We start from the raw sequence: 24,552 nt of genomic DNA, 5'->3' as shown, positions 1-24,552 counted from the left end.
AAAGAAATTTTGCCAGTTCTTTATGCAAACCTCACCAGTCGTGAAAATCATAACGAATTTTGAGTTTTGGTCTTTTCATCCAAATTCGTTTATGCTACAATAAAAGTGGATATTCCGGGGCAGCCTGCCGATTGCAGCGGCGGGCGTGCCAATGCACCCGGAGACAGGCTGTTTTTTCCGTACCAGAATGGCGGTCGTTTTTGTGCCCAGCCTCTGTACCAGAGAGCCGCGGCGCGTCACTTCTCCATCCGCGAAAAGGGTCTGTGATCTGTTGTATGTAAAACAAGGAGAGATTGGAATGAGTTTTAGAGGAATCAACACGACGGTCATCCAGATTCGCCGCCAGGTGTTTACCGAGGTTGCACGGATGGCCTACGCCAACGTCAAGGGCGAAGCCGCCAACCACCTGATGCGTAAGATCCCTTACACCATCATCCCCGGTGAGGAAGGCAAGCTGCGCAAGGACATCTTCCTGGAGCGCGCCATCGTTGAGGAGCGCGTCCGCCTGGCCATGGGCCTGCCCACCCGCCGCATGGACGAGCACAACAGCGTCGTTTCCGGTCTGGAGGACGCTTCCATTGCCGATAAGTATTATGATCCCCCGCTGGTAAACGTGATCAAGTTTGCCTGCAACCGCTGCCCCGAGAAGCTGGTCAAGGTCTCCGACCTGTGCCAGGGCTGCCTGGCTCACCCTTGCATGGAGGTCTGCCCCAAGAAAGCCATCACCTGGGAGAGCGGCCGTTCTATCATTGATCAGGAAAAGTGCATCAAGTGCGGCCGCTGCGTCGGCGTCTGCCCCTACAACGCCATCGTCAAAACCGAGCGCCCCTGTGCCGCTGCCTGCGGCATGGGTGCCATCCACTCCGACGAGCTGGGCCGCGCGGAAATTGATTACAGCAAGTGCGTTTCCTGCGGCCAGTGCCTGGTCAACTGCCCGTTTGGCGCCATTGCCGATAAGGGCCAGATCTACCAGCTGATCCAGGGCTTCAACCGCGGTGACCGCATCTATGCGCTGGTTGCCCCCGCGTTCGTCAACCAGTTCCCCGGCCTGGCTTCCACCGGCAAGCTGAAAGCTGCCTGAAAGCCGTCGGCTTCCACGACGTGGTCGAGGTCGCCATTGGTGCTGACCTGTGCACGGTGGACGAGGCCCACGACTTCCTGGAAGAAGTGCCCAGCAAGCTGAACTTTATGGCAACCTCCTGCTGCCCGGCCTGGAGCATGATGGCAAAGACCGCGTTCCCCGACCTGGCCAAAAACATCTCCATGACCATGACCCCCATGGTCTTCACCGCCCGCATGATGAAGCAGGCCGACCCCGAAGCCCGTATGTGCTTCATCGGACCCTGCGCCGCCAAGAAGCTGGAAGCTTCCCGCCGCACCATCCGCTCCGACGTGGACTTCGTGCTGACCTTTGAGGAGCTGGCCGGCATCATTGAGGCCAAGGATATCGACCCGGCTGCACTGGAAGTCGATCCCAACGAGATCGATCTGGTCCACGCTTCCGGTGCCGGCCGCGGCTTTGCTCAGTCCGGCGGCGTTGCCAAGGCCGTTGCCGACAAGATCAAGGAATGGCACCCCGACATGGAAGTCAAGATCGCGTCGGCTCAGGGCCTGGCCGAGTGCAAGAAGCTGCTGATGCTGGCCAAGGCCGGCAAGTACAACGGCTATCTTCTGGAAGGCATGGGCTGCCCCGGCGGCTGCATCGGCGGTGCCGGCACCATTGCGGACCCTGCCAAGACTGCCATCCTGCTGAACAAGTATGTCAAGGAAGCTCCGTTTGCGGACCCCGAGAAGAGCCCGTTCATGAACAGCATCCACATGCTGAAAGACGACCCCAACTTCGAGGTCTAAGCACCTGCCTTTCTGCCGCCTCCCGTTTGCCGGGAGGCGGCTTTTTTGCTGTCATGTTTTCCACATTTCTTACTTTCTATGTCGAAAGTGCAACGTTTTTGTGAAACACTGCCAAAGCAGATTGACTTTTTTGCTTGATTATGCTATTTTTGCGGTATAAAAGGGCTGTCTGACCCATTCCCGCACCATTTCCCGCGTGTGTGACAGCCCGTGCCGCGCTGCGGCAGGAAGAAAGGTTGATAACATGAAAACAGCTTGGAAACGCACCGGGGCGGTGTTGGTCTCGTGGCTGCTGCTCTGCCTGCTGGCCCTGAGCGCCAGTGCCGTGGGCCCTTTGGAGGTCGGCGTGGCGTTCTGGAAAGACAGCAAAGGCGAACAGACCTCGCTGGCCAACGATGGCATCGACACGGACCGTGCCGCCACTCTTACCCGGCAGGCCAATGGCACCTATACGCTGGAGCTCCCTCTGAAAAGCTTTCCCGCATCAACATCACCGGACGGCTGTCCGGGCTGACCATCGGCGATGTGACCTATGACGGCACCCTGAGCGGCAGCTTTGACGATGACACCGCACTGCTCACCATCAAAAACCTGCCCGCTTCCGTCCTGACCGGAAATGACGCCGGAAAAGCGCTGGCCGTGACCTGCAATCTGGACATGGATGTCAAGCTCCTGGGGGAGATCACCACTCCCGCGCGGCTCTGCATCTGGGCCGAAAAGTAAAACACAGTTTCCTACAACAAAACGCCCCGCAGGGCTGGTGAAAATTCTCACCGCCCTGCGGGGCGTTTGCGTTTTTATGGTTTTGCAGAGGAAGCTTACTCCACGATGATGCTCTTGCCCGTCATCTCAGCAGGGACCGGCAGGCCGATATAGGGCAGCATGGTGGGTGCGATGTCGGCCAGGCAGCCGCCCTCACGCAGCTTCACATCGCCGCAGCCGATGGCCACAAAGGGCACGACATTGGTGGTGTGGGCGGTGAACGGAGTGCCGTCCGGGTTCATCATCTTCTCGGCATTGCCATGGTCCGCGGTCAGGAACGCGCAGCCGCCGGCAGCCAGGACAGCTTCAACGACTTCCTTGACAGCAGCATCGACGGCTTCCACAGCCTTGACTGCCGCGTCAAACACGCCGGTGTGACCGACCATATCGCAGTTGGCGAAGTTGAGGATGATGACATCGTACTTGCCGCTCTCGATCCGCTTCTTGCACTCAGCAGCCACTTCCGGAGCACTCATCTCGGGCTTCAGGTCGTAGGTAGCCACTTTCGGGCTGGGGATGACACAGCGATCCTCGCCCTCGTAGGGAGCCTCGACGCCGCCGTTGAAGAAGAAGGTGACGTGGGCGTACTTCTCAGTCTCAGCGATGCGGAGCTGGGTCTTGCCATGAGCAGAGAGGTACTCGCCCAGAACGTTCTTGAGCTCCACAGGAGGATATGCCACTTCGCAGTTGGGCATGGTGGCGTCATACTCGGCCATGCAGACATAGTGGACCTGCTTGCGGCCGCCGCGGCGCTCAAAGCCCGTGAACGCGTCGTCGCAGAAGATGCGGGTCATCTGGCGGGCACGATCGGGACGGAAGTTCATGAAAATGACAGTGTCGCCATCCTGCACACGGCCGCCCTCGCAGGTGACGCAGGGCAGAACGAACTCATCCGTCTTGTCCGCGGCATAGGATGCCTCAATGGCCTCCTGTGCGTTGGCAGCGTGGTTGCCCTCGCCATAAACGAACGCGGCGTAAGCCTTTTCTTCGCGGTCCCAGTTGTTGTCACGATCCATGGCGTAGTAACGGCCGGAAACGCTGGCGATCTTGCCGATGCCCAACTCATCCAGCTTAGCCTGCAGGTCGGCCAGGAAGCCCTTGCCAGAGTGGGGGTCCGTGTCACGGCCATCGGTGATGCAGTGGAGGTAGACCTCCTTGGCACCCATGTGCTTGGCCATTTCCAGCACGCCGAACCAGTGGTCTGCGTGGCTGTGGACGCCACCGGTGCCCACCAGGCCCATCAGGTGGATGGCCTTGCCGGCGTCAATGGCAGCTTTCATGTTCTTGACCAGGACCGGGTTCTTGAGCATCTCGCCATCCCGGATGGATTTGGTGATGAGGGTGAGCTGCTGGTACACGATGCGGCCTGCACCCATGTTGGTGTGGCCGACTTCCGAGTTGCCCATCTGACCATCGGGCAGGCCAACAGCCATGCCGGAAGCTTCAATGGTGGTCATGGGGTACTTTGCCATCAGTGCATCGAGGTAGGGCTTTTTGGCTGCGACCACGGCGTTGCCATAGGTCTCGTTGGGGGTCCAGCCAAAGCCATCCATAATGCAAAGCAGGACAGGTTTCTTGGACATATGTTTTATCTCCTTGTTGTGTTTACTTAAAAAGCGCCCGGCACAGCGCTGGAAACGCGGCGCGGCCGGGCGCTGGGAAAACTTTGGTTGCGAAAGTCAGCGCTTAGCCCTTGGTGGCTGCGTTGACGATCACGGCAAAGTCCGGAGCCTTGAGGGACGCGCCGCCGATCAGGCCGCCGTCCACGTCTTTCTTGCTCAGCAGCTCCTCGCAGTTCTTGGCGTTCATGCTGCCGCCGTACTGGACGGTAGTAGCCTCGGCGACTGCCTCGCCATACAGCTCGCCCACCACCTTGCGGATCTGAGCGCAGACTTCCTCCGCCTGGTCCGCGGTAGCGGTCTTGCCGGTGCCGATAGCCCAGACAGGCTCGTAAGCGATGACGACATTTGCCATCTGCTCGGCGGTGACACCCAGCAGAGCGATCTTGGTCTGCATCCGGACCAGCTCCTCGGTAACGCCCTCTTCCCGCTGCTCCAGGCTCTCGCCCACGCAGAGGATGACCTTGAGGCCGGCGTTCAGAGCAGCCAGCGCGCGCTTGTTGACGGTCTGGTCCGTCTCTGCAAAGTACTGGCGGCGCTCAGAGTGGCCCACGATGACGTACTCCACGCCCAGATCCAGCAGCATGTCCGCGCTGATCTCGCCGGTGAACGCGCCGGACTTCTCAAAGTGAACGTTCTCTGCGCCCACATGGATGTTGGTGCCCTTGGTCTTCTCCACAGCCGTGACCAGATCGGTGTACGGAGTGCAGATGACGACCTCGCAGCTAGCGTCCTTGACGGCGGGGATCAGCTCATCCACCAGCTTGGCAGCCTCGGTGGCGGTCTTGTTCATCTTCCAGTTGCCTGCAATGATTGCCTTACGCTTTGCCTTATCCATGGTTCTATCTCCTTTATATTTACTTTTTCTTCTTTACCCAAATAAAAAGGCGCGGCGGCGCACGGCCGCCGCACCTCTCATGATGCTGTTACGTTCTCTGCAATCAGGCGTTCTGGATCACAGCGATGCCGGGCAGCTCCTTGCCCTCCAGGTATTCCAGAGAAGCGCCGCCGCCGGTGGAGATGTGGGTCATCTTGTCGCCCAGGCCCATCTGCTGGACAGCTGCCGCGCTGTCGCCGCCGCCAATGACGGTGGTAGCGTCGCTCTCAGCCATCGCCTTGGCAACGGCAGAGTGCCGGCAGCCAGAGTCGGGTTCTCGAACACGCCCATGGGGCCGTTCCAGACGACGGTCTTGGAAGCCTTGACAGCCTCTGCGAAGATCTTCATGGTCTCGGGGCCGACGTCGCAGCCCTCCATGTCAGCCGGGATGGCGGTGACAGGAACAATGGTGACATCGACGGGTGCGTCGATGGGATCGGGGAAGTCCTTGATGCAGGCTGCATCCACGGGCAGCAGCAGCTTGACGCCCTTGGCCTCTGCCTTTGCCATCATCTCCTTGCAGTAGTCCAGCTTGGAGTCATCGCACAGGCTCTTGCCGACCTCATAGCCCTGTGCCTTGATAAAGGTATAGGCCATGCCGCCGCCGATGATCAGGGTGTCCACTTTCTCCAGCAGGTTGGAGATGACGTTCAGCTTATCAGCAACCTTTGCGCCGCCCAGAATCGCGGTAAAGGGGCGCTCGGGATCGTTGACCGCGTTGCCCAGATACTTGATCTCTTTCTCCATCAGATAGCCGACAGCGGTATCCTTGACATACTCCGTGACACCTGCGGTAGAGCAGTGTGCACGGTGGCAGCTGCCGAACGCGTCGTCCACATAGGCATCGGCCAGAGAAGCCAGATCCTGGCTGAACTCAGGCATGTTCTTGGTCTCTTCCTTGCGGAAACGGGTGTTCTGCAGCAGGACAACATCGCCGTTGTTCATGGCAGCCACAGCAGCCTTTGCGTTCTCGCCCACGACGGTGTCGTCGTCAGCAAACACAACGTTCTTGCCCAGCTTTGCGCTCAGAGCCACAGCAACGGGTGCCAGGCTGAACTTTGCCTCGGGGCCATTCTTGGGTTTGCCCAGGTGGCTGCACAGGATGACCTTTGCGCCATCGTTGATCAGCTTCTGGATGGTGGGCAGAGCCGCGTTGATGCGGTTCTCGTTGGTGATCACGCCATCTTTCATCGGAACGTTGAAATCGCAGCGGACAAGCACTTTCTTGCCGCAGTAATTCTCATCGTCGATCGTCTTCTTACCTAAACCCATGGTAATAAACTCCTCTCAAATTCTTTTCATTTCGGAATCGAATTTTCTTTTGCTCGCTCTCAGGGTCATTGACCCTACGCTACTATTATAAACAAAAACCATGTGCATTGCAAGGACAGGAGATGGATAATTTATTAACAAACTTTTCTGGTACATCCTCTGAAATGTGGTGATTTTGACAGGGAGAACGATAAAAAGCACCCCGTCTCCCGCATAAAATGCAGAAGACGGGGTGCCAAAGTTCACGGATCTCCCTGCAACGCTTTTATCAGCGTTACAGTTCAAGCACTTTTGAGCGCAAGAACGCGATTAGCAGTTCTCAGCGAAGTACTTAATGGTACGGACCATCTGAGAGGTGTAGGAGTTCTCGTTGTCGTACCAAGACACGACCTGAACCTGATAGGTGTCGTCGTCGATCTTAGCGACCATGGTCTGGGTAGAATCGAACAGAGAGCCGTAACGCATACCGATGACGTCGGAAGAAACGATCTGATCCTCGTTGTAGCCAAAGGACTCAGAGGTAGCAGCCTTCATGGCAGCGTTGATGGACTCCTTGGTGACGTCCTTGCCCTTGACAACGGCAACCAGGATGGTGGTAGAACCGGTGGGGACAGGCACACGCTGAGCAGAGCCGATCAGCTTGCCGTTCAGCTCGGGGATGACCAGGCCGATCGCCTTAGCAGCACCGGTGCTGTTGGGGACGATGTTCTGTGCGCCAGCACGAGCACGGCGCAGATCGCCCTTGCGCTGAGGACCATCCAGGATCATCTGGTCGCCGGTGTAAGCATGAACAGTGGTCATGATACCGGAAACGATGGGATAGGTCTTGTTCAGGGTGTCAGCCATGGGAGCCAGGCAGTTGGTGGTGCAGGAAGCAGCGGAAATGACCTGGTCGTCCTTGGTCAGGGTCTTCTCGTTGACGGAGTAGACGATGGTCTTCAGATCGTTGCCTGCGGGAGCAGAGATAACGACCTTCTTAGCGCCAGCCTGGATGTGAGCCATGCTCTTCTCCTTGCTGGTGTAGAAGCCGGTGCACTCCAGAACGACATCGACGTCCAGCTCGCCCCAGGGAGCATCCTTTGCGTCCTTAACGGCGTAGATCTTGATCTCCTTGCCGTCAACGATGATGGAGTCCTCGGTAGCCTCGACGGTGTGCTTGCCCTCGCCGATCTTGCCGCAGAAAGAACCCTGAGCAGTATCGTACTTCAGCAGGTGAGCCAGCATCTTGGGGCTGGTCAGATCGTTGATTGCAACAACCTCATAGCCCTCAGCATCGAACATCTGACGGAAAGCCAGACGGCCAATACGACCAAAACCATTGATAGCAACTCTAACATTAGCCATGTTAATCGTACCTCCTAATTGTTCTTACCCATTGATCGGATAATTCACGGTATCTTTATTTTAGACCAAAACGGCCCAACTTTCAAGTGCCTGCCAAAAAATTAACAACTTGATTTTTCACTTTTTTACTTTTGTACGATTTTTCTAGTTTGTGTGGGCATCTTTTCAGCACTTCACCCAACGGAGTGCCGAGCACTCTTCCGTCCTGACTCGGTCCGGGTAGTGCGCACCGCGCAGATCCCCCCCAGCACACCGATGCAGCACAGCCCCAGTCCAAAGAAAAAGTCCGGCAGCCGGGCCAGTACACCGCCCCGCAGCAAAGTATCCAGCAGCTGAGGAAGCTCCCAGCACAGGCAGAGCGCCCAGACCGTCAGGCCGCTGGCGCAGAGCGTCCGGCTGTCCGCCGTGTCCGGCAGGGAAAGCGCCCGCCCCAGCACCGAGAGGAAGACCAGCGCGGCCAGCATCTGCCAGACCACCACCGTGGGGGCCACCCGGTGCCAGCTGGAGCTGTTCTCCATGAAGCGTGCCAGCACACACCAGTAAAAAACAGCCGTGCCCAGCACTACATGGGTCAGGTCATCCGAGGGACGCTTCCAGCTCTTGCTCATCCAGCTCCGGCCCAGCGCCAGCAACCATGCGCTGCAGAAAAGGCTCAAGAACGCCATGATGATCCGGCCCACCACACTGCTGTCCCACAGAGCCAGCTTTGCAACAAATGTCGCCGCCATAAATCCCGCTCCCAGTACCGCCATTACACCGGAGGGCTTACAGGGGCTGCACAACTTTCTGGCCTCCGGCTTTGCGGCGCGGCCCGCCGCAACCGCCAGCAGGATGGCCACCGCCAGCGCGGCATACCGCAGCCAGACGGAGCCCACCACACACAGCCCGGTTTCAGCGTCTGTAAACAGGGCCAGATCGACCATGCGGCCCACGCCAAGAATTACGCTCAGGATTATCGAAGTCAAAATCAACAGATTCATCGGGTTTCTTCCTTTGATTTCGGACCGTTTTCCGGCATTCATCCCCGGAAACGGAAGTTTTTGCAATGTATTCATCATATCGCATTTGCAGCGGAAAAGCAAGCTTGCGCCGCCTGCTTCTGCGCTTTTTTGCTGCCCGGAGCAGGTACACTCTCTTTATAAAAGGTATCAGGGGGAGGTTCCGGGATGAAAAAAGCGTTTTTGCTGCTCTGCACCCTGCTGTTGGTGCTGGGCAGTCTTCTGCCGCTGGCCGGCTACCGGCTGGCAAAGGCGGTATTGAGAGAGGCTGCTGCCTCATCGGAAGTCCCGGCCTCCTCTGCGCTGCCCGCACCGGGCGGGAGCCTGCCCGGCACGGACACAGGCTCTCCAGAGACCGCCGCGTTCACCGGAGACGCCGAGGTCTTCCTCATCGAGGACCAGAGCACCGGGGAGGTCCAGCAGGTGCCGCGGCGGGATTATCTCATCGGCGCGGTGGCAGCGGAAATGCCTCTCAGCTGGCCGGACGAGGCCCTTAAGGCGCAGGCCGTTGCGGCCCACAGCTATGTTCTCTACTGCCGCGACCACGCCACAGCCGCCAACGGAGCCTGGCTCTCCGCCGACCCCGCACGGCGGCAGGGCTACCTGACAGACGCCGTCCTCCACAGCTACTGGGGCACCCGTTACGATGCCAACTACATCCGTCTCTCCGCCCTTGTGGACAGCGTCCTGACCCAGGTGCTCTGCTATGAGGGTGCCCCGGCTGGGACGAGCTACTTTGCCATCTCCAACGGCCGCACCGAGGCCAGCGAGAATGTCTGGGGTTCCTCCCTCCCCTATCTGGTCGCCGTGGACAGCAGCACAGATCTCCAGGCGGATCATTATGAGGTCACCCTGACCCTCTCCTCCGCGCAAGTACAGGCCGCACTGGCAGCCCAGGGGCTCACCCCAGATGCTGCCGCGCCGGAACAGTGGTTCAGCTCCCCAACCCGCACGGCCTCCGGCTATGTCGCGCGGCTGTCTGTCTGCGGTGTGGAACGGTCCGGGGCATTCCTCCGCAGAGCGCTGGGCCTGCGAAGCACCGATTTTACCATCCGTTATGAAAACGGTCAATTCTACATAACGACCCACGGCTACGGCCACGGAGTCGGCCTCAGCCAGTGGGGTGCCAAAGCATTTGCGGAGCAGGGCCTCTCCTATGACGCCATCCTGGCCCACTATTTCCCGGGCACTACACTCTGTGGGTAAAAACAAAGCCGCTGGTTTTCATCAGCGGCTTTGTCAATTCTCTTATTCGCCAAACAGGTTATCCAGCCAGCTCCAGGCCGACTGTTCCACTGCCGAGGCAGTCTCGCTGACCGACTCGACCGCTTTCTGCACATTCTCCCCCAGTTTGGAGCCTGAGGGATCCTGCACCGTCCAATAGGTAGCGGTGCTGGTGGCAGCGCTGGACACGGTGAAATCGCTCATAAAGCAGATGGTCTGGCCGTTGGAGTCGGTCAGGAACACCATGTATGTGTATGCACCCTCCGGCAGCTCACCAAATTTGATCTGGCTGTCCAGATTCTTCAGCGACCAGCTGGAGACGTTGGGAGCGGCTCCGCACTCTGCACGGTCTGATCCGCGGCATCCAGGATGGCAACTTCCACCTCGGTCAGCACGCTGTTCGAGGCACTGGCCACGGTGCCGCTGACGCTCATGCCGCTGCCCGTGCGGAGATTGACCGGATACCGGACGCCCTCCAGCCGGAGGCTGTCCGGCTGGGTATTGATGCTGTTCTGGTCGGAGGTTATGTACCAATAGCAGGAAGCTCCTGCAATGGAAATGCTCGCGCCGGAGATGGGCACACGGCCGGAGGAGACGCTGCCGGCCGGGTCGGAGCAGTAGAACACACCGTCGGTGTAGTCGGTCAGGAGGACCGCGTGGGGCTGGCGGCGATCATAGAGGACGATTCCCTCGGGGTGCTTGGCCAGCAGCTCAATGAGCACCTGTGTCTTCTCGGCGTTGCTGGAGGGGAGGGTGGCGTAGCCAACCTGCATGGCCTTATAATTGAGCTGTGGGAGAGTCCGCCTGCCCAGGCAGAGCTCTTCACGCTGTTTTCGGTCACATCGATCCAGTCGGTCAGTCCGTCCAGATAGGCACGGCGGCGGAGCATCATCGCGGCCGAAGCCAGTGTGCAAGTGCCGCCCCTGCTCTGCTTGAAGTAGAACCCGGCGTCAACGTTCAGGTCAACGGCCAGCGCCCCCGGCAGACAGGTCACCAGTAACAACAGCGACAGCACAAGGGCTGCCAGCCTCTTTCTCAGACCGTGCGGTGCGGTTTCCACGTCTCGTTCATCCTCCCTGCTTTTGAAAAAATCACTGTCATAAAGTATACCAGCTTGTTACGCTTTTGTAAACACTTGCAAGGGATTTTTCTCATTTATTCCATGGTTTGTACATATTTTAAGAGCAAGTTGCACAAAACGAGTCGAAATTTTTATACAATATAAAATCAACTCCGGTCGGTTTTTGCAAACAGGCCGGAGTTGATTGAAAATAATTTTCAGTTTTTGTCGTTTTGCGCTTAGAACAGGCCGCTGATCTTGCCGTCCGCGTCCACATCAATGTTGACGGCAGCAGGCTTCTTGGGCAGGCCGGGCATGGTCATGATATTGCCGCAGATGACCACCACAAAGCCCGCGCCGGCAGCCAGACGGACCTCACGCACCTCCATGGTAAAGCCCGTAGGAGCCGCCAGCAGCTTGGCGTTGTCGCTGAAGCTGTACTGCGTCTTGGCGATGCAGACGGGCAGGTTGCCGTAGCCCATCTCGGTCAGCTCGGCCAGCGTCTTGCTGGCAGCCGCACTGAAGTTGACCCCATCGGCCCGGTAGATCTTGGTGGCAATGGCCTTGACCTTATCTTTCAGAGGCATCTCCAGCGGTAGGTGTACTGGATGGGGCGGTCCTCCATCACGTTCAGCACCGCCTCTGCCAGCGCTTTGCCGCCCTCGCCGCCCTTGGCGAAGACCTCGCTCAGGACGCAGGGCACGCCCTGCTCTGCACAGACCTGTTCCACATAGGCCTGCTCTTCCGGGGTGTCCGTCGGGAATGCATTGATGGCAACGACCACGGGCAGGCCAAAACCGTTTTTCAGGTTGTCAATGTGGCGCACCAGGTTGGCGGCACCGGCCTTAACTGCTTCGAGGTCAGGCTGGTTGAGGTCGGCCTTTGCCACGCCGCCATGGCTCTTGAGGGCGCGGACGGTCGCCACCAGCACGCAGGCGCTGGGAGCGATACCAGCATAGCGGCACTTGATGTCCAGGAACTTCTCAGCGCCCAGATCGGCGCCGAAGCCCGCCTCGGTAATGACGTAATCGGCCAGCGAGAGGCTCAGCTTGGTGGCCATCACGCTGTTGCAGCCGTGGGCGATATTGGCAAAGGGGCCGCCGTGGATGATGGCCGGGTTGTTCTCCAGCGTCTGGACCAGGTTCGGGTCCAGCGCGTCTTTCAGCAAAGCCGTCATGGCACCGGCCGCACCGATCTCCCCGGCCGTGACAGGCTTACCATCGTAGGTATAGGCGCAGACGATCTTGGAGAGCCGCTCTTTCAGGTCCGTGATGCTGGTAGCCAGGCAGAAGATCGCCATGACCTCGCTGGCTACCGTGATGTCAAAACCGTCCTCGCGGGGGGTGCCGTTGACCTTGCCGCCCAGACCGTCCACGATGAAGCGGAGCTGCCGGTCGTTCATGTCCATGCAGCGCTTCCAGGTGATGCGGCGGGGATCAATGTTCAAGGGGTTGCCCTGCTGGATGCTGTTGTCGATCATGGCCGCCAGCAGGTTGTTGGCGGTCCCAATGGCGTGCAGATCCCCGGTAAAGTGGAGGTTGATGTCCTCCATGGGCACCACCTGGGCATAACCGCCGCCGGCCGCGCCGCCCTTGATGCCGAACACAGGCCCCAGCGAGGGTTCACGGAGGCAGAGCATGGTCTTTTTGCCCAGGGCGTTCATGGCGTCGGCCAGGCCCACGCTGGTGGTGGTCTTTCCTTCACCAGCCGGCGTGGGGCTGATGGCCGTCACCAGGATCATCTTGCCCTGCTTAGTGGCCTTATGGATGAGGCGGTGGTTGATCTTGGCCTTATAGCGGCCATACGGGATGACATCTTCGTCCGCCAGCCCCAGCGAGGCGGCAACTTCGGCAATGGGCTTCATTTTGGCTTCCTGTGCGATCTCGATATCAGACTTCATCAGCGTTTCCTCCTTAAACAAAAAGGGCAGCTTTGCGCAGCAATTGCGCAAGGCTGCCCAGACGGTCGGCATAAAGTTCCCGGCATTTCCTGCACTGTGGTGCTCCACAACGTTCCGTCAGCAGGAAAAACCGTTTTTCTGTATTCAAGATAACACATCCGCGTGCGGTTTGTCAAGCCTGAACCGCAGCAAAAAAGGCACCCCCGCCTTACAGCGAGAGTGCCTTTTGTTTCAAGAATCGAGATTCAAGAAAAAACGTTCAGGGGGATCAAATTACTTGATCTCAACCTTAGCGCCAGCCTCTTCCAGCTTCTTCTTGATGTCCTCAGCCTCAGCCTTGGAAGCCTTCTCCTTGACAGCCTTGGGAGCGCCGTCAACGATAGCCTTAGCTTCCTTCAGGCCCAGGCCGGTGATCTCCTTGACCAGCTTGATGACCTGCATCTTGGTAGCGCCAGCCTCAGCCAGGATGACGTCGAACTCGGTCTTCTCTTCCTCAGCGGAAGCAGCAGCACCAGCAGCAGCGGGAGCAGCAGCAGCAACAGCAGAAACACCGAACTCCTCGCAGTAGGTGTCGATCAGCTCTTTCAGCTCCAGAACGGACAGCTCCTTGACGGAGTCGATGATGGCAGTAATCTTCTCAGAAGCCATGGTAATAACCCTCCAATATAAATGGTTTTGTTTGTTGATTTCTTTGTTTTAAGCAGCGGTCACGCAGCCAACATTAGGCAGCGGGCTCCTCCTGCTTGTCGGCATAAGCCTGCATTGCAACAGCCAGACCAGACAGAGTGCTGGTGAGGGCGCCTGCAAACATGGACAGCATGCCTTCGCGGTTGGGCAGCTTTGCGATAGCGTTGGTCTCGGCAGCGTCCATGACCTTGCCCTCCATGAAGCCTGCCTTAACGACGAACTTCTTGGACTTATCACCATCCTGATACTTGCACAGGATGCGGGCAGCGGACATAGGATCTTCCTCGTGAGCAAAAGCGATAGCGGTATCGCCCTTAAACTGCTCAGCCAGGCCCTCCAGGGAGGTACCCTTGACAGCCAGACGCAGCATGGTGTTCTTCACGACCATGTAATCGACGCCTGCCTCACGCAGCTCCTTACGGAGCTTGGTGTCGTTCTCGACGTTAATGCCGCCGTAAGCGACGACGCAGCCGGAAACCGCACTCTCAAACTTTGCCTTCAGATCAGCGACATAAGCCTGCTTCTCAGAAAGAATCTTTGCACTGGGCATTCGGTTTCACCTCGTTTCAAAAACTTGTATCGAAAGCCGGAGCATTTGCAACGAAAAAAGCCTCTTTCCCGCACACTGGTCCGAGAAAGAGGCATAAAACAACGTTACGCGCGTTTCTCGGCAGGCGGCATAGCCTTACGCTGGCACTCCAGCACCTGCTGTCTCAAAAACAGCATGATTATTTTACCGCAAACACGCGGTGTTGTCAAGTACTTTTTTGAAATTTCTTGCAGCAACCTGCAATGATTTCAAATTAGACACCGTACTTCAGGGTGTTGAGACGGATGCCAGGGCCCATGGTGGTGGCGATGGTAGCGCTCTTGAAATAAGTGCCCTTTGCTGCGGCAGGCTTTGCCTTAGCAATAGCGCTCATAACGGTATCCAGGTTGGTGTACAGCTTCTCTGCACCGAAAGAAGCCTTGCCCACGGGGACATGGATGATGTTCTGCTTGTCCAGGCGGTACTCGATCTTACCAGCCTTAGCCTCGCTGACAGCCTTGCCCAGGTCAGGAGCAACGGTGCCTGCCTTGGGGTTGGGCATCAGGCCGCGGGGGCCCAGGACCTTACCAAGACGGCCAACGCGGCCCATCATGTCGGGGGTGGTGACAACGACGTCAAAATCCATGAAGCCGCCAGCGATGCGGGCGATCAGCTCGTCATCACCAACGATATCAGCACCGGCTGCCTCAGCAGCAGCGGCAGCAGCGCCCTTCGCAATGGCGCAGACGCGGACGGTCTTGCCGGTGCCGTTGGGCAGAACGACAGCGCCACGGACCTGCTGGTCAGCATGGCGGCCGTCAACGCCCAGGCGGACGTGCAGCTCAACGGTCTCGTCGAACTTGGCGGAAGCGGTCTTGCAAGCCAGCTCCAGAGCCTCGTTCATGTCGTACAGTTTGGTAAAATCGACCTGCTTAGCAGCATCGACATAGTGCTTGCCATGTTTCATTGTATATCCTCCTATGTGGTCATGCGGGCAGTTTTTATGCCCTCCCACTGTTTGAGTCTCAGGTCAATCAGCCCTCGACGACGACGCCCATGCTGCGGCAGGTGCCACGGACCATGCTGCATGCAGCTTCCAGAGAAGCAGCATTCAGGTCAGGCATCTTGGTCTTTGCGATCTCTTCCACCTGAGCGGCGGTCAGAGTAGCAACCTTTTCCTTGTTGGGCTTGCCGGAAGCGGTGTTGATGCCAGCGGCCTTCTTGATCAGAACGGCTGCCGGAGGAGTCTTGGTGATGAAGCTGAAGGAGCGGTCAGCGTAGACAGTGATGACGACGGGGATCACATAACCCATCTGGTTCTTGGTACGCTCATTGAACTCCTTGGTGAACGCCATGATGTTGACGCCCTTCTGACCCAGAGCAGGGCCAACCGGGGGAGCCGGAGTCGCCTTGCCGGCCTCGATCTGCAGCTTAATGTAGCCAGTAACTTTCTGTGCCATGATAAATGCACCTCCAAAAATCTGTGGTGAGTTGCGGCGCGGTGTTTCCGCGCCTCCCACGAGCACGCACCCCATGTGTATGCTCTATAAGAACCGCACTGCGGTCTTACCTTGGTAAACGGTCTGCCGGTTGGTTACGGCAGCTCGACCTGCGCGATGTCCACTTCCGCGGGCGTCTCGCGGCCAAACATGTTGACCTTGAGCTTGACTTTGAAGCTCTCGGTATCGATGCCCTCCACAAGGCCCATAAAGCCTTCCAGGGGGCCAGCGGTGATCTGCACCGTGTCGCCAACTTTGAAATCGACGGTGAGCGGTGCTGCCTTCTCCACGCCCATCTTCTCCACTTCCTCAGCGGTCAGGGGAACAGGCTTGGATGCAGGGCCGACGAAGCCGGTGCAGCCGCGCGTGTTGCGCACCACATACCAGGTATCGTCGTTCATGACCATCTTGACCAGAACGTAGCCGGGGAACAGCTTGTGCTCCACCATACGCTCCTTGCCGTCCTTGATCTCCGGGACCATCTCGGTCGGGACCTTGATGTCGCAGATCAGATCCTGCAGGCGGCGGTTTTCCACCATGGTCTGTAAGTCCGTGGCTACCTTGTTCTCGTAGCCGGAATAGGTATGCACAACATACCAAAGAGCCTCATTGGACTGTTCTTCCATTTTGGTTGACCCTCCGTTTCAAGATGATTCAGGCGCCGATGATCAGGCCCAGGACGCCGCCAAAGATGGCATCCAGCGCGATCATCACTACGGCGGCGATCGCCACAGTCACGAGCACCACGATGGTGTTGGTCTTGACGTCCGCCTTAGACGGCCACACGACCTTTTTCAGCTCGCTCTTCGTGTCGCGGAAGAATTTCACAACACCGTTGCAGAAATTCTTCACGGCGGCCTTCATTCTGGCCACAAAGCCCGGCTTTTTCTCGGTTTTGTCTGCCATGATGTTGTCCGCCTTTCTTACTTGGTTTCGCGATGAACGGTGTGCTTCTTGCAGAAGCGGCAGTACTTCTTCATCTCGAGACGATCGGGGTTGTTCTTCTTGTTCTTCGTGGTGTTGTAGTTGCGCTGCTTGCACTCGGTGCAGGCCAGAGTGATTTTAACGGTCATTTGTTGACACCTCCATTATAACGGTTGTTCTGAACCTCCCTCGGCTTGCGGGAGCGTCTGCAAAACAGGCGCACTTAATAACCCCGCAAAAGAGGTGATATCATTGTATCACGCAATTTTCCATTCGTCAAGAAGAATTTTTGCGTTTTTTCAAGTTTTTTGGTTTTTGACTCCGTGCTGTTTTCCGCACTGCCCGGCGCGGGTCTTCCGCTTGCATCCCGCGCGTATATATTGTATAATAAACACGTCTATACCTCTAATATAGCACGAAACTGCGGCAGTGCAGCTTCTGCCTGCCTGATTTAGGAGAGATTCATTATGCAATCTGAAGATAAACTGTGCGTTGTCGTCCTGTTTGGCGGGATGTCCAGTGAGCACGAGGTCAGCCGCGTCTCCGCCGGCACGTTCGTGGATCACATCGACCGCACCCGCTATGAGCTCATGACCATCGGCATCACCAAAGAGGGCCGCTGGCTCTACACCGAGGCCAGCTCGGCCCAGATGGCCGACGGCAGCTGGGAGGAGCTTGGCTCCAACATGCCCTGTGTGCTCAGCCCGGACCGCGCCGACCACGGGATGATCCTGTTCACCCCGGAAGGCCAGGTGGAAAAGATCCACGTCGATGTCGTCATCCCGGTGCTCCACGGCCTGTGGGGCGAGGACGGCACCGTGCAGGGCCTGCTGGAGCTGGCCGGCATCCCCTATGTGGGCTGCGGCGTGCTGGCCAGTGCGGTCTGCATGGATAAGGCAGTGGCCAACGCCCTGTTCGACGCCAACAGCATCCCCCACACCAAGTGGCTCTCCGCCACCCGCTGGGAGATCGAGTCCGACCCCGAGGGCGTCTGCGACGGCGTCATTGCAAAGCTGGGCTGGCCCATCTTCGTCAAGCCCGCCAACGCGGGTTCCAGCGTGGGCATTACCAAAGCCACCAACCGCGAGCAGCTGAAAGAAGCCATCCAGCTGGCCCTCGCCAATGACCGCAAGGTCGTGTTCGAGGCCTTTGTGGACGGCCATGAGGTGGAGTGTGCCGTCATCGGCTCCGACCCCGCCGTGGCCACCCGCCCGGGCGAGATCCTGGCCGGTGCTGAGTTCTACACCTACGATGACAAGTACAAGAACGGCGTCAGTCAGGTGGTCATCCCGGCCAACCTCCCCGAAGAGAAACTGGACGAGGTAAAGACCTACGCCGCCATGGCCTACACGGCCCTGGGCTGCGAGGGCCTGGCCCGCTGCGATTTCTTTGTGGAGCACGGCACGGGCCGCGTCCTCATCAACGAGATCAACACCCTGCCCGGCTTCACCCCCATCAGCATGTATCCCAAGCTGATGGAACACGAGGGCACCCCCATCCCCGCCCTCATCGATCATCTCATCGCGCTGGCGCTGGAAAGGACGGAAAAGCAGCATGGATAATCGCCCCATCGGCGTGTTCGACAGCGGCCTGGGCGGCCTGACCGGCGTGCGGGAGCTGCGCAAACGCCTCCCCCATGAGGACATCATCTATTTTGGTGATACCGGTCGTGTCCCCTACGGAAGCCGCAGCCCGGAGATCATCCTCCAGTATACCCGGCAGGACATCGCGTTCCTGCTCTCCAAAGATGTCAAGTGCATCATGGCGGCCTGCGGCACAGTGTCCAGCACTTACCCCGCCGCCGAGGCGGCCCAGCTGCCCGTGCCTTATCTGGGCGTGGTGGATGCCGCCGCCCGGGAGGCCGCCTTTGCCACCCGCAACCGCCGCATCGGCATCATCGGCACCGCCGCCACCATCCGCTCCCGCAGCTATGAAAAGCTGCTGCGCCAGCTGGTTCCTGGGGCCGAGATCACAGCCCGGCCCTGCCCGCTGTTCGTGCCGCTGGTGGAGGCCGGTTATGTGGACCACAGCGCCCCGGACAAACAGCAGATCACCAAACTGGTCATTGCCCAGTACCTGACCGAGATCCGGGATGCCGGCGTGGACACCCTGATCCTGGGCTGCACCCACTACCCCCTGCTCAAGACCATGATCGGCGAGTTCATGGGCAGGGACGTGGTGCTGATCGACCCGGCCAAGACCGCTGCCCACCGTCTGGAGCAAATGCTGGCCGAGCGGGGCCTGCGGGGCGACCACCCCACCGGGCAGGCGCATTTCTTCGTCAGCGATGTGCCGGACAGCTTTGCCCAGACGGCAGACCTCTTCCTGGGCGAGTACAAAGGCGGCCCCATTGACCAGATTGCCATTGACAAGTATTGATAAAGGACAGCAAAAACTGTGAGCAAAGCGACAAACGAAAACTATATCATCCGCATCAAAAGCTATATCGACCAGTTTGACAGCGAGGGCAACACCAAAGAGGAAGACCGGGACCATATCGAGCTGATGACCCGGGGCAGCCTGGTTAAAAAAGGCGAGAGCTTTTATATCACCTACAAAGAGACCCAGACCATTGGCTTTGAGGGCTGCACCACCACCATCAAGATCGCCGAGGACGGCAGCCGGGTGGCTCTGCTCCGGTTTGGCCGTGCCAACAGCCAGCTGCTCATTGAGCGGGAGCGGCGCAACCTCTGCCACTACGAGACCGAAGTCGGCTCCCTGACGCTGGGCGTCACCGGGGACGGCATCGACTGCAATCTCACCGAGAAAGGCGGCAGCGCCGTGTTCAGCTACCTGCTGGACGCCGACGACGCCCGCCTTGTCAGCCGCAACACGCTGGAAATGACCGTACAACATGTGAATTAACCTCTCAGGCGCTGACGCGCCAGCTCTCCTGTCCGGAGAGCCCTTGGCATGTCGGGCCAGTTTTATTGTTTCGCCTGCGGCTCCCAAAACATGTGGGCCCTGCGTTCAAACGGAAAGGACATCTGACAAATGACTGATTTTGAAAAGACCTACCAGAACTACAACCCCCGGCAGGCAGCGCTGGACGAGGCCCGTGCCCTGCTGACGGCTGCCGCCAAGGCCGCTATGGCCGATGGCACCCTGCCCGAGGCAGAGCTGCCCGCATTCATCGTGGAGATCCCCGCTGATGTCAAGAACGGCGATATCGCCTCCAACCTGGCCATGGCCGGTGCCCGCACTTGGCGCAAGGCACCCAAGATGATCGCGGACGCCCTTCTGGCCCACCTGCCTGCTCTGGAGGGCGGCGTGTTCGCTAAGGTGGAAGTGGCCGGTCCCGGCTTCATCAATCTGTTCCTGGCTCCGTCGTTCTGGGCCGGTGTCGTGACGGGTGCCTGCGCCAACAAGGAGTATGGCCGCACCGACCACGGCAAGGGTGCTAAGTACAACGTGGAGTTCGTCTCTGCCAACCCCACCGGCCCCATGCACATGGGCAACGCCCGCGGCGGCGCTCTGGGAGACTGCCTGGCCGCCGTGCTGGACTGGTCCGGCTACGATGTGACCCGTGAGTTCTACATCAACGACGCCGGCAACCAGATCCAGAAGTTCGGCAAGAGCCTGGCGGTCCGCTACCTGCAGAAGTATTGCGGCGAGGAGGCTTATCCCCTGCCCGCTGAGTGCTATCAGGGCGGCGACATCAAGGTGCTGGCCGGTGAGTTTGCTGAGATCAACGGCGACAAGTACGTTGCCGCCTGCCAGGGCATGGACGAGGAAGCTCTGTTTGAGAGTGAGGCCTTTGCAGCCCTGAAAGACGCTCTGGTGGCCTACGCCCTGCCCAAGAACATTGCCGCCCTCAAACGCGACCTGGGCAAGTACCGCATTGACTACGATGTCTGGTTCCACGAGAGCACCCTGCACGAGTCCGGCGCGGTCATGGCCGTGGTGGACAAGCTGCTGGAGCTGGGTGCCTGCTACAAGGCGGAAGATGGTGCCATCCTGTACCGCAGCGCTCAGTACGCTGCCAAGTACGGTACCGTCAACAAGAAGAAGACCGACGACGGCACCGAAGAGGAGGCCAAGGACGAGGTCCTCGTCCGCGCCAATGGCATCCCCACCTACTTTGCCGCCGATATCGCCTACCACTACAACAAGCTGGCCACCCGCGGCTTTGCCAAGGCCATCGACGTCTGGGGCGCTGACCACCACGGCCATGTGGCCCGCATGAAAGGCGCTATGGACGCCATCGGCCTGAACGGCAATGATCTGGACGTGGTCCTGATGCAGATGGTCAACCTGATGCGGGACGGTCAGCCGGTCCGTATGTCCAAGCGCACGGGCAACGCTATCACCCTGACCGACCTGCTGGAGGAAGTGCCCATCGACAGCGCGCGCTTCCTGTTCAATATGCATGACGCCGGAAGCGGCATCGACTTTGACCTGGATCAGGCCGTCAAGACCGATAACGACAACCCGGTCTACTACGTCCAGTACGCTCACGCCCGCATCTGCTCCATCCTCAAGAAGATGGAGAGCGAGGGCGTGGCCTTTGCCGGTGCTGACAAGATCGACGCCACCCTGCTGACCGAACCAAGCGAGATGGATCTGATCCGGATGCTGGCCGCGTTCCCTCAAGAGATCGTCATGGCTGCCGAGAAGTACGATCCCAGCCGCATCAACCGCTTTGTCATCGACCTGGCCAGCGCGTTCCACCGCTTCTACGGCAACTGCCGCATTCAGGGCGCTGACCCCGCTGTCCAGCAGGCCCGCTTGGCCCTCTGCATCGGTGTCAAGAACGTCATCTTCAACGTGCTCACCATGTTCAAGATCAACGTCCCGGAGAAGATGTAAGCCCGCTCCGCGCGCGTTCCCATAAAACCAGAAAAGCCCCCGGCACTCTCCCAATACGGGATGCAGTGCCGGGGGCTTTCCGTGTTTTTGATTTTTCAGCGGGGCGTTTACTCCTCGGTGACCTCAAAGTCCAGCGGTTTGCCGCAGGCCGGGCAGACAGGCTCGCCGTCCAGCAGGGCTTCCTCGTCCACCACGGAGGTAGCACCGCAGGCCGGGCAGGTTACTTCGTATCGCGCGGGGCCGTCGTCGGGCTCCTCGGGGGCTTCATCATCGTCCTCATCGGCCAGCGCCACCTCAAAGGCAACGTTGCAGCTGGGGCAGATGGCTTCGCCCGCGTCGAGGTCATCCTCGCTCACATAAACCGTGTTGCCGCAGGCCGGGCAGGCGACCTCATAGTAGGGCTCCCCTGCCACATCGGCGTTGTCGTCATCGTCGCCGCTGTCCTCAGCATCCTCGGCGTCCTCTTCGGGCTCCTCGTCATCGTCGTCGGTGTCATCGTCCTCGTAGAGGTCTGCTTCCAGGTCTTCCAGCTCCTCGCTCAGGTCATTGATCTGATCGTAGGCGTGGGTCACATCCTCATCAATGGCATCCACAGCCTCTGCCAGCTCGCCCAGCAGCTCGCTCATGGCCTTGATGACCTTGCCCTCTTTGGTGGTCTCGTCGATGCCAAGACCGTCGATCAGGCCTTTCAGGTATGCAGCTTTTTCTTTCATCAGAATGCCCTCCCTATTGTAAAAGAAACCTCTAACAAAAAACCGGGCACACGGTTGCCCGCTGCCCGGTCTTATCGGTCAAAAAAATCAGACGCGCTCCATATACTCGCCGGTGCGGGTATCGATGCGGATGTGGTCGCCCTCGTTGATGAACAGGGGGACGCGGATCTCAGCACCGGTCTCGACGGTAGCGGGCTTCAGGGTGTTGGTCGCAGTGTTGCCCTTGACACCCGGCTCGGTCTGGGTGACTTCCAGCTCGATGAAGTTGGGGATCTCAACGCTGAAGACCTTGCCCTTGTAGCTCAGCAGCTTGCACAGCTCGTTCTCTTTGCAGAACTTGAAGTTCTCGGGCACATCGCTTGCGTTGACGGGGATGTCATCGTAAGTCTCGTTGTCCATGAAGTGGTACAGATCGCCATCCTCGTAGCTGTAGGTGACGTCCTTGCGCTCGATGAACGCCTGAGGGAACTTAGCGGTCGGGTTGTAGCTGGTCTCAACCACAGAACCGGTGATCACGTTTTTGGTCTTGGTGCGAACAAAGGCTGCGCCCTTGCCGGGTTTCACGTGCTGGAACTCAACGACCTGAAGAACCTGGCCGTCCTGCTCAAAGGTCACGCCATTGCGAAACTCGCCTGCAGAAATCATAGGAATTCCTCCATTAGTTTAATGTCTCAGATGCATAATGCATATCTCTATTTATTTTACTCAATCCAACGCTGTTTGGCAAGGGGTTTGAGCAAAAAAGACGATAAAAACACAAAAAAGTTTAAGTTTTGCACGCTGTGCGGTACATTGCCTGCATCGCCCGCGCGTCCTCTGCCTGGGTGCCCGCGCTCTCGCAGATGAGAACCGGTGCAAGGCCGCGCTCCGCCAGCAGCTCCATCAGCGGCTGCGGCTCGGGGCCGAACTGGGTCTCGGCAAAGGTCCAGTGCCGCTTTTCCCCGCCCTTGGAGAACTCAATGCGGGAGAAGTGGACATGGAACCGCCGTGCCCGCTCATCCCCCAGCGCGGTTTCCAGCCGGTCGAGGATGGCGGCATAATCGGCTTTGGACTGGATGCCGCCCAGCGTCCGGGCGTTCAGGTGGCCAAAATCAATGCAGGGGGTAACGCGCTTGTCCACGCTGCACAGGGCCAGCACCTCTTCCAGCGTGCCCAGCTGGCCGATCTTCCCCATGGTTTCCGGGCAGAGGGTCATCTCCGCGTAACCCGCCTCATCCAGTGCCGCCTGGGCCCGGCGCATGGTATCCAGCGCCTTTTCCAGGGCCGCCTCCCGGCTCTGCTTGCCGCAGCTGCCCGGGTGGAAGATGACGCGCCTGCCGCCCAATGCCTTGCAGACCGCCGCGCTTTGCAGCAGGTAGTTGACACTGTTGAGCCGCTTGTCCTCTTCCAGGCTGGACATGCTGATATAATAGGGCGCGTGGATACTGAACAGGATGCCCCGCTCTGCGGCGTCCGCGGCCATCCTGGCCGCCTTTTCCAGCCCCAGACGGACACCGTGCCCGCACTGATACTCAAAGGCGTCCAGCCCCATCTCCGCCGTGTAAGCCGGGATGTCCAGGCTGTTTTTGTAGCCCTTTGCGGCAAAGCTGTCGCTGGTGCCTGCCGTGCCAAACCGGATCTTCCAATCGCTCACAGAGTCTTTCCTCCCCGGTCATAGTAGGCCTGCCAGTGCTTTTTCTCCCACTTGCGCTTGAGGACGACCTGCGCGCCCAGGTCCGGCCCCCGGGGAATGACCATCAGGCCGGGGATGCCGTAGAGGGCCGCCGCCATCCGGTCCGCATAGAGCTGGTCGCCCACCATGGCCATCTCCCGGCGCTTGACGCCCATCCGGCGGCGGGCCACCATCAGGGCAAAAGGCAGGGGCTTGGCCGAGCGGTAGAGGTAGGCCAGCCCCAGCTTCCGGGCAAAGGGGCGCACCCGCTTTTCCGCGCCGTTGGAGACGATGGTAAGCCCCACACCGGCTGCTTTCATCTGAGCCAGCCACCCGGCCACTTCGTCGGGCAGGTCCTGGCTGCGGTCGGCCGTGAGCGTGTTATCAATATCCAGCACCAGCGCCCGGATGCCCTTGGCGGCCAGCCATTCCGGGGTGATGTGGGTGACATCCTTGAAGACATATTCGGGGGTAACAAACATCCGTAAACCTCCTGAAATGAAAATAGGAGAGCCTGAAAACTCAGGCTCTCCTACATCGGCGTTAGCAACGCAAATGAATCTAAAGCAACTAGCGGCTCAAGAATAATTACTTGAACTTACGCTTGCGGGCTGCTTCGGACTTCTTCTTGCGCTTGACAGACGGCTTCTCGTAAGCCTCGCGCTTACGGACCTCTGCGAGCACACCGCTGCGAGCAGTGCTCCGCTTGAAGCGACGCAGTGCGCTTTCCAGCGACTCGCCCTCTTTAACACGAATTTCCGACATCTTATTCCCTCCCTTGGACCGTGAGGCAGGAATTTCGTTGTTACATGGTAACTAACAGTAGACAGTAT

The 24,552-nt window shown here is 58.9% G+C and carries 25 protein-coding genes, 3 pseudogenes, 1 riboswitch and 1 other annotated feature; of the genes and pseudogenes, 8 read left to right on the top strand and 20 right to left on the bottom strand.

From position 1 onward, the window contains the following. Positions 1-298 precede the first annotated feature (298 nt). The 3 genes and pseudogenes from DXA70_RS08055 to DXA70_RS14415 all read left to right on the top strand — a co-directional run bounded on the left by DXA70_RS08055 (position 299) and on the right by DXA70_RS14415 (position 2,574). Positions 299-1,851: pseudogene (locus tag DXA70_RS08055) on the top strand (4Fe-4S dicluster domain-containing protein). A 244-nt stretch (positions 1,852-2,095) separates the two neighbouring features. Then, complete coding sequence (locus DXA70_RS14420) at positions 2,096-2,365, top strand: hypothetical protein (protein ID WP_243001237.1); 270 nt, start codon at positions 2,096-2,098, stop codon at positions 2,363-2,365. 11 nt (positions 2,366-2,376) lie between these two features. Further along, the gene (locus DXA70_RS14415; RefSeq protein ID WP_243001236.1) at positions 2,377-2,574 is read left to right on the top strand and encodes a hypothetical protein; all 198 of its coding nucleotides are present in this window, start codon (positions 2,377-2,379) and stop codon (positions 2,572-2,574) included. 95 nt (positions 2,575-2,669) lie between these two features. Here the strand turns inward: DXA70_RS14415 and gpmI are convergent, their stop codons facing one another. The 5 genes and pseudogenes from gpmI to DXA70_RS08025 all read right to left on the bottom strand — a co-directional run bounded on the left by gpmI (position 2,670) and on the right by DXA70_RS08025 (position 8,705). Then, a complete protein-coding gene (gene gpmI, locus DXA70_RS08045) occupies positions 2,670-4,196 on the bottom strand; it encodes a 2,3-bisphosphoglycerate-independent phosphoglycerate mutase (protein WP_112115142.1) in 1,527 nt (508 codons plus the stop codon). A 103-nt stretch (positions 4,197-4,299) separates the two neighbouring features. Then, entirely contained in the window at positions 4,300-5,070 is a 771-nt protein-coding gene (tpiA, locus tag DXA70_RS08040) for a triose-phosphate isomerase (RefSeq protein WP_022256064.1), read from the bottom strand. Positions 5,071-5,173: 103 nt separating this feature from the next. Next, positions 5,174-6,381 (bottom strand): annotated as a pseudogene (locus DXA70_RS08035) (phosphoglycerate kinase). Between the two features lie 309 nt (positions 6,382-6,690). Next, positions 6,691-7,725 (bottom strand): type I glyceraldehyde-3-phosphate dehydrogenase, encoded by a 1,035-nt coding sequence (gene gap, locus DXA70_RS08030; RefSeq protein WP_128118157.1) that lies wholly within the window; start codon positions 7,723-7,725, stop codon positions 6,691-6,693. 173 nt (positions 7,726-7,898) lie between these two features. Further along, positions 7,899-8,705, bottom strand: coding sequence for a hypothetical protein (locus DXA70_RS08025; RefSeq protein ID WP_128118156.1), 807 nt, complete (start codon positions 8,703-8,705; stop codon positions 7,899-7,901). A 186-nt stretch (positions 8,706-8,891) separates the two neighbouring features. Between DXA70_RS08025 and DXA70_RS08020 the strand changes: the two genes are divergently transcribed. Continuing rightward, positions 8,892-9,929 (top strand): SpoIID/LytB domain-containing protein, encoded by a 1,038-nt coding sequence (locus DXA70_RS08020; protein WP_128118155.1) that lies wholly within the window; start codon positions 8,892-8,894, stop codon positions 9,927-9,929. A gap of 42 nt (positions 9,930-9,971) precedes the next feature. Here the strand turns inward: DXA70_RS08020 and DXA70_RS14410 are convergent, their stop codons facing one another. The 10 genes and pseudogenes from DXA70_RS14410 to rpmG form a co-directional block, all read right to left on the bottom strand. Next, positions 9,972-10,193 (bottom strand): hypothetical protein, encoded by a 222-nt coding sequence (locus DXA70_RS14410; protein WP_243001235.1) that lies wholly within the window; start codon positions 10,191-10,193, stop codon positions 9,972-9,974. 56 nt (positions 10,194-10,249) lie between these two features. Further along, positions 10,250-10,720, bottom strand: a complete 471-nt coding sequence (locus DXA70_RS14405) for a hypothetical protein (protein WP_243001234.1) — start codon at positions 10,718-10,720, stop codon at positions 10,250-10,252. A 526-nt stretch (positions 10,721-11,246) separates the two neighbouring features. Next, positions 11,247-12,907: pseudogene (locus DXA70_RS08010) on the bottom strand (formate--tetrahydrofolate ligase). 48 nt (positions 12,908-12,955) lie between these two features. Continuing rightward, a riboswitch (ZMP/ZTP riboswitch) is annotated at positions 12,956-13,042 on the bottom strand. A 138-nt stretch (positions 13,043-13,180) separates the two neighbouring features. Further along, positions 13,181-13,555 (bottom strand): 50S ribosomal protein L7/L12, encoded by a 375-nt coding sequence (gene rplL, locus DXA70_RS08005; RefSeq protein ID WP_128118154.1) that lies wholly within the window; start codon positions 13,553-13,555, stop codon positions 13,181-13,183. A gap of 73 nt (positions 13,556-13,628) precedes the next feature. Beyond that, positions 13,629-14,144: a 50S ribosomal protein L10 gene (gene rplJ / locus DXA70_RS08000; RefSeq protein WP_097792643.1), complete on the bottom strand. Its 516-nt coding sequence runs from the start codon at positions 14,142-14,144 to the stop codon at positions 13,629-13,631. 44 nt (positions 14,145-14,188) lie between these two features. After that, positions 14,189-14,330 (bottom strand) — a sequence feature (ribosomal protein L10 leader region). 67 nt (positions 14,331-14,397) lie between these two features. Beyond that, on the bottom strand, positions 14,398-15,090 hold the full coding sequence (gene rplA / locus DXA70_RS07995) for a 50S ribosomal protein L1 (RefSeq protein ID WP_112115119.1): 693 nt from the start codon (positions 15,088-15,090) through the stop codon (positions 14,398-14,400). Between the two features lie 67 nt (positions 15,091-15,157). After that, entirely contained in the window at positions 15,158-15,583 is a 426-nt protein-coding gene (rplK, locus tag DXA70_RS07990) for a 50S ribosomal protein L11 (protein ID WP_015563688.1), read from the bottom strand. Between the two features lie 134 nt (positions 15,584-15,717). Continuing rightward, complete coding sequence (nusG, locus tag DXA70_RS07985; RefSeq protein ID WP_022257697.1) at positions 15,718-16,248, bottom strand: transcription termination/antitermination protein NusG; 531 nt, start codon at positions 16,246-16,248, stop codon at positions 15,718-15,720. Between the two features lie 28 nt (positions 16,249-16,276). Further along, positions 16,277-16,528, bottom strand: coding sequence for a preprotein translocase subunit SecE (gene secE / locus DXA70_RS07980; RefSeq protein ID WP_022257698.1), 252 nt, complete (start codon positions 16,526-16,528; stop codon positions 16,277-16,279). A gap of 17 nt (positions 16,529-16,545) precedes the next feature. Next, on the bottom strand, positions 16,546-16,695 hold the full coding sequence (gene rpmG / locus DXA70_RS07975; protein WP_005920501.1) for a 50S ribosomal protein L33: 150 nt from the start codon (positions 16,693-16,695) through the stop codon (positions 16,546-16,548). A gap of 318 nt (positions 16,696-17,013) precedes the next feature. Between rpmG and DXA70_RS07970 the strand changes: the two genes are divergently transcribed. The 4 genes from DXA70_RS07970 to argS all read left to right on the top strand — a co-directional run bounded on the left by DXA70_RS07970 (position 17,014) and on the right by argS (position 21,355). Beyond that, positions 17,014-18,108 (top strand): D-alanine--D-alanine ligase family protein, encoded by a 1,095-nt coding sequence (locus tag DXA70_RS07970; RefSeq protein ID WP_128118153.1) that lies wholly within the window; start codon positions 17,014-17,016, stop codon positions 18,106-18,108. Next, a complete protein-coding gene (gene murI, locus DXA70_RS07965; protein ID WP_128118152.1) occupies positions 18,101-18,925 on the top strand; it encodes a glutamate racemase in 825 nt (274 codons plus the stop codon). Before DXA70_RS07970 ends, murI begins: the two co-directional genes overlap by 8 nt. 18 nt (positions 18,926-18,943) lie before the next feature. Continuing rightward, complete coding sequence (locus tag DXA70_RS07960; RefSeq protein ID WP_128118151.1) at positions 18,944-19,411, top strand: DUF1934 domain-containing protein; 468 nt, start codon at positions 18,944-18,946, stop codon at positions 19,409-19,411. A gap of 129 nt (positions 19,412-19,540) precedes the next feature. Next, on the top strand, positions 19,541-21,355 hold the full coding sequence (gene argS, locus DXA70_RS07955; RefSeq protein WP_128118150.1) for an arginine--tRNA ligase: 1,815 nt from the start codon (positions 19,541-19,543) through the stop codon (positions 21,353-21,355). A 107-nt stretch (positions 21,356-21,462) separates the two neighbouring features. Here argS and DXA70_RS07950 read toward each other — a convergent pair whose 3' ends face one another. The 5 genes from DXA70_RS07950 to rpsU all read right to left on the bottom strand — a co-directional run bounded on the left by DXA70_RS07950 (position 21,463) and on the right by rpsU (position 24,484). After that, entirely contained in the window at positions 21,463-22,068 is a 606-nt protein-coding gene (locus DXA70_RS07950) for a CD1247 N-terminal domain-containing protein (RefSeq protein ID WP_181567161.1), read from the bottom strand. Between the two features lie 87 nt (positions 22,069-22,155). Beyond that, positions 22,156-22,713, bottom strand: a complete 558-nt coding sequence (gene efp / locus DXA70_RS07945) for an elongation factor P (protein ID WP_022257704.1) — start codon at positions 22,711-22,713, stop codon at positions 22,156-22,158. Positions 22,714-22,834: 121 nt separating this feature from the next. Continuing rightward, complete coding sequence (locus tag DXA70_RS07940) at positions 22,835-23,701, bottom strand: TIM barrel protein (RefSeq protein ID WP_128118149.1); 867 nt, start codon at positions 23,699-23,701, stop codon at positions 22,835-22,837. Next, positions 23,698-24,201 (bottom strand): YqeG family HAD IIIA-type phosphatase, encoded by a 504-nt coding sequence (locus DXA70_RS07935; RefSeq protein ID WP_022257706.1) that lies wholly within the window; start codon positions 24,199-24,201, stop codon positions 23,698-23,700. Before DXA70_RS07935 ends, DXA70_RS07940 begins: the two co-directional genes overlap by 4 nt. Positions 24,202-24,307: 106 nt before the next feature. Beyond that, a complete protein-coding gene (gene rpsU / locus DXA70_RS07930; protein WP_005928271.1) occupies positions 24,308-24,484 on the bottom strand; it encodes a 30S ribosomal protein S21 in 177 nt (58 codons plus the stop codon). Positions 24,485-24,552 lie beyond the last annotated feature (68 nt).

It is taken from the genome of Faecalibacterium sp. OF04-11AC, assembly GCF_003460645.1.
Lineage (GTDB): Bacteria > Bacillota > Clostridia > Oscillospirales > Ruminococcaceae > Faecalibacterium > Faecalibacterium prausnitzii_I.
This window is presented reverse-complemented; position numbering and strand designations above follow the sequence as displayed.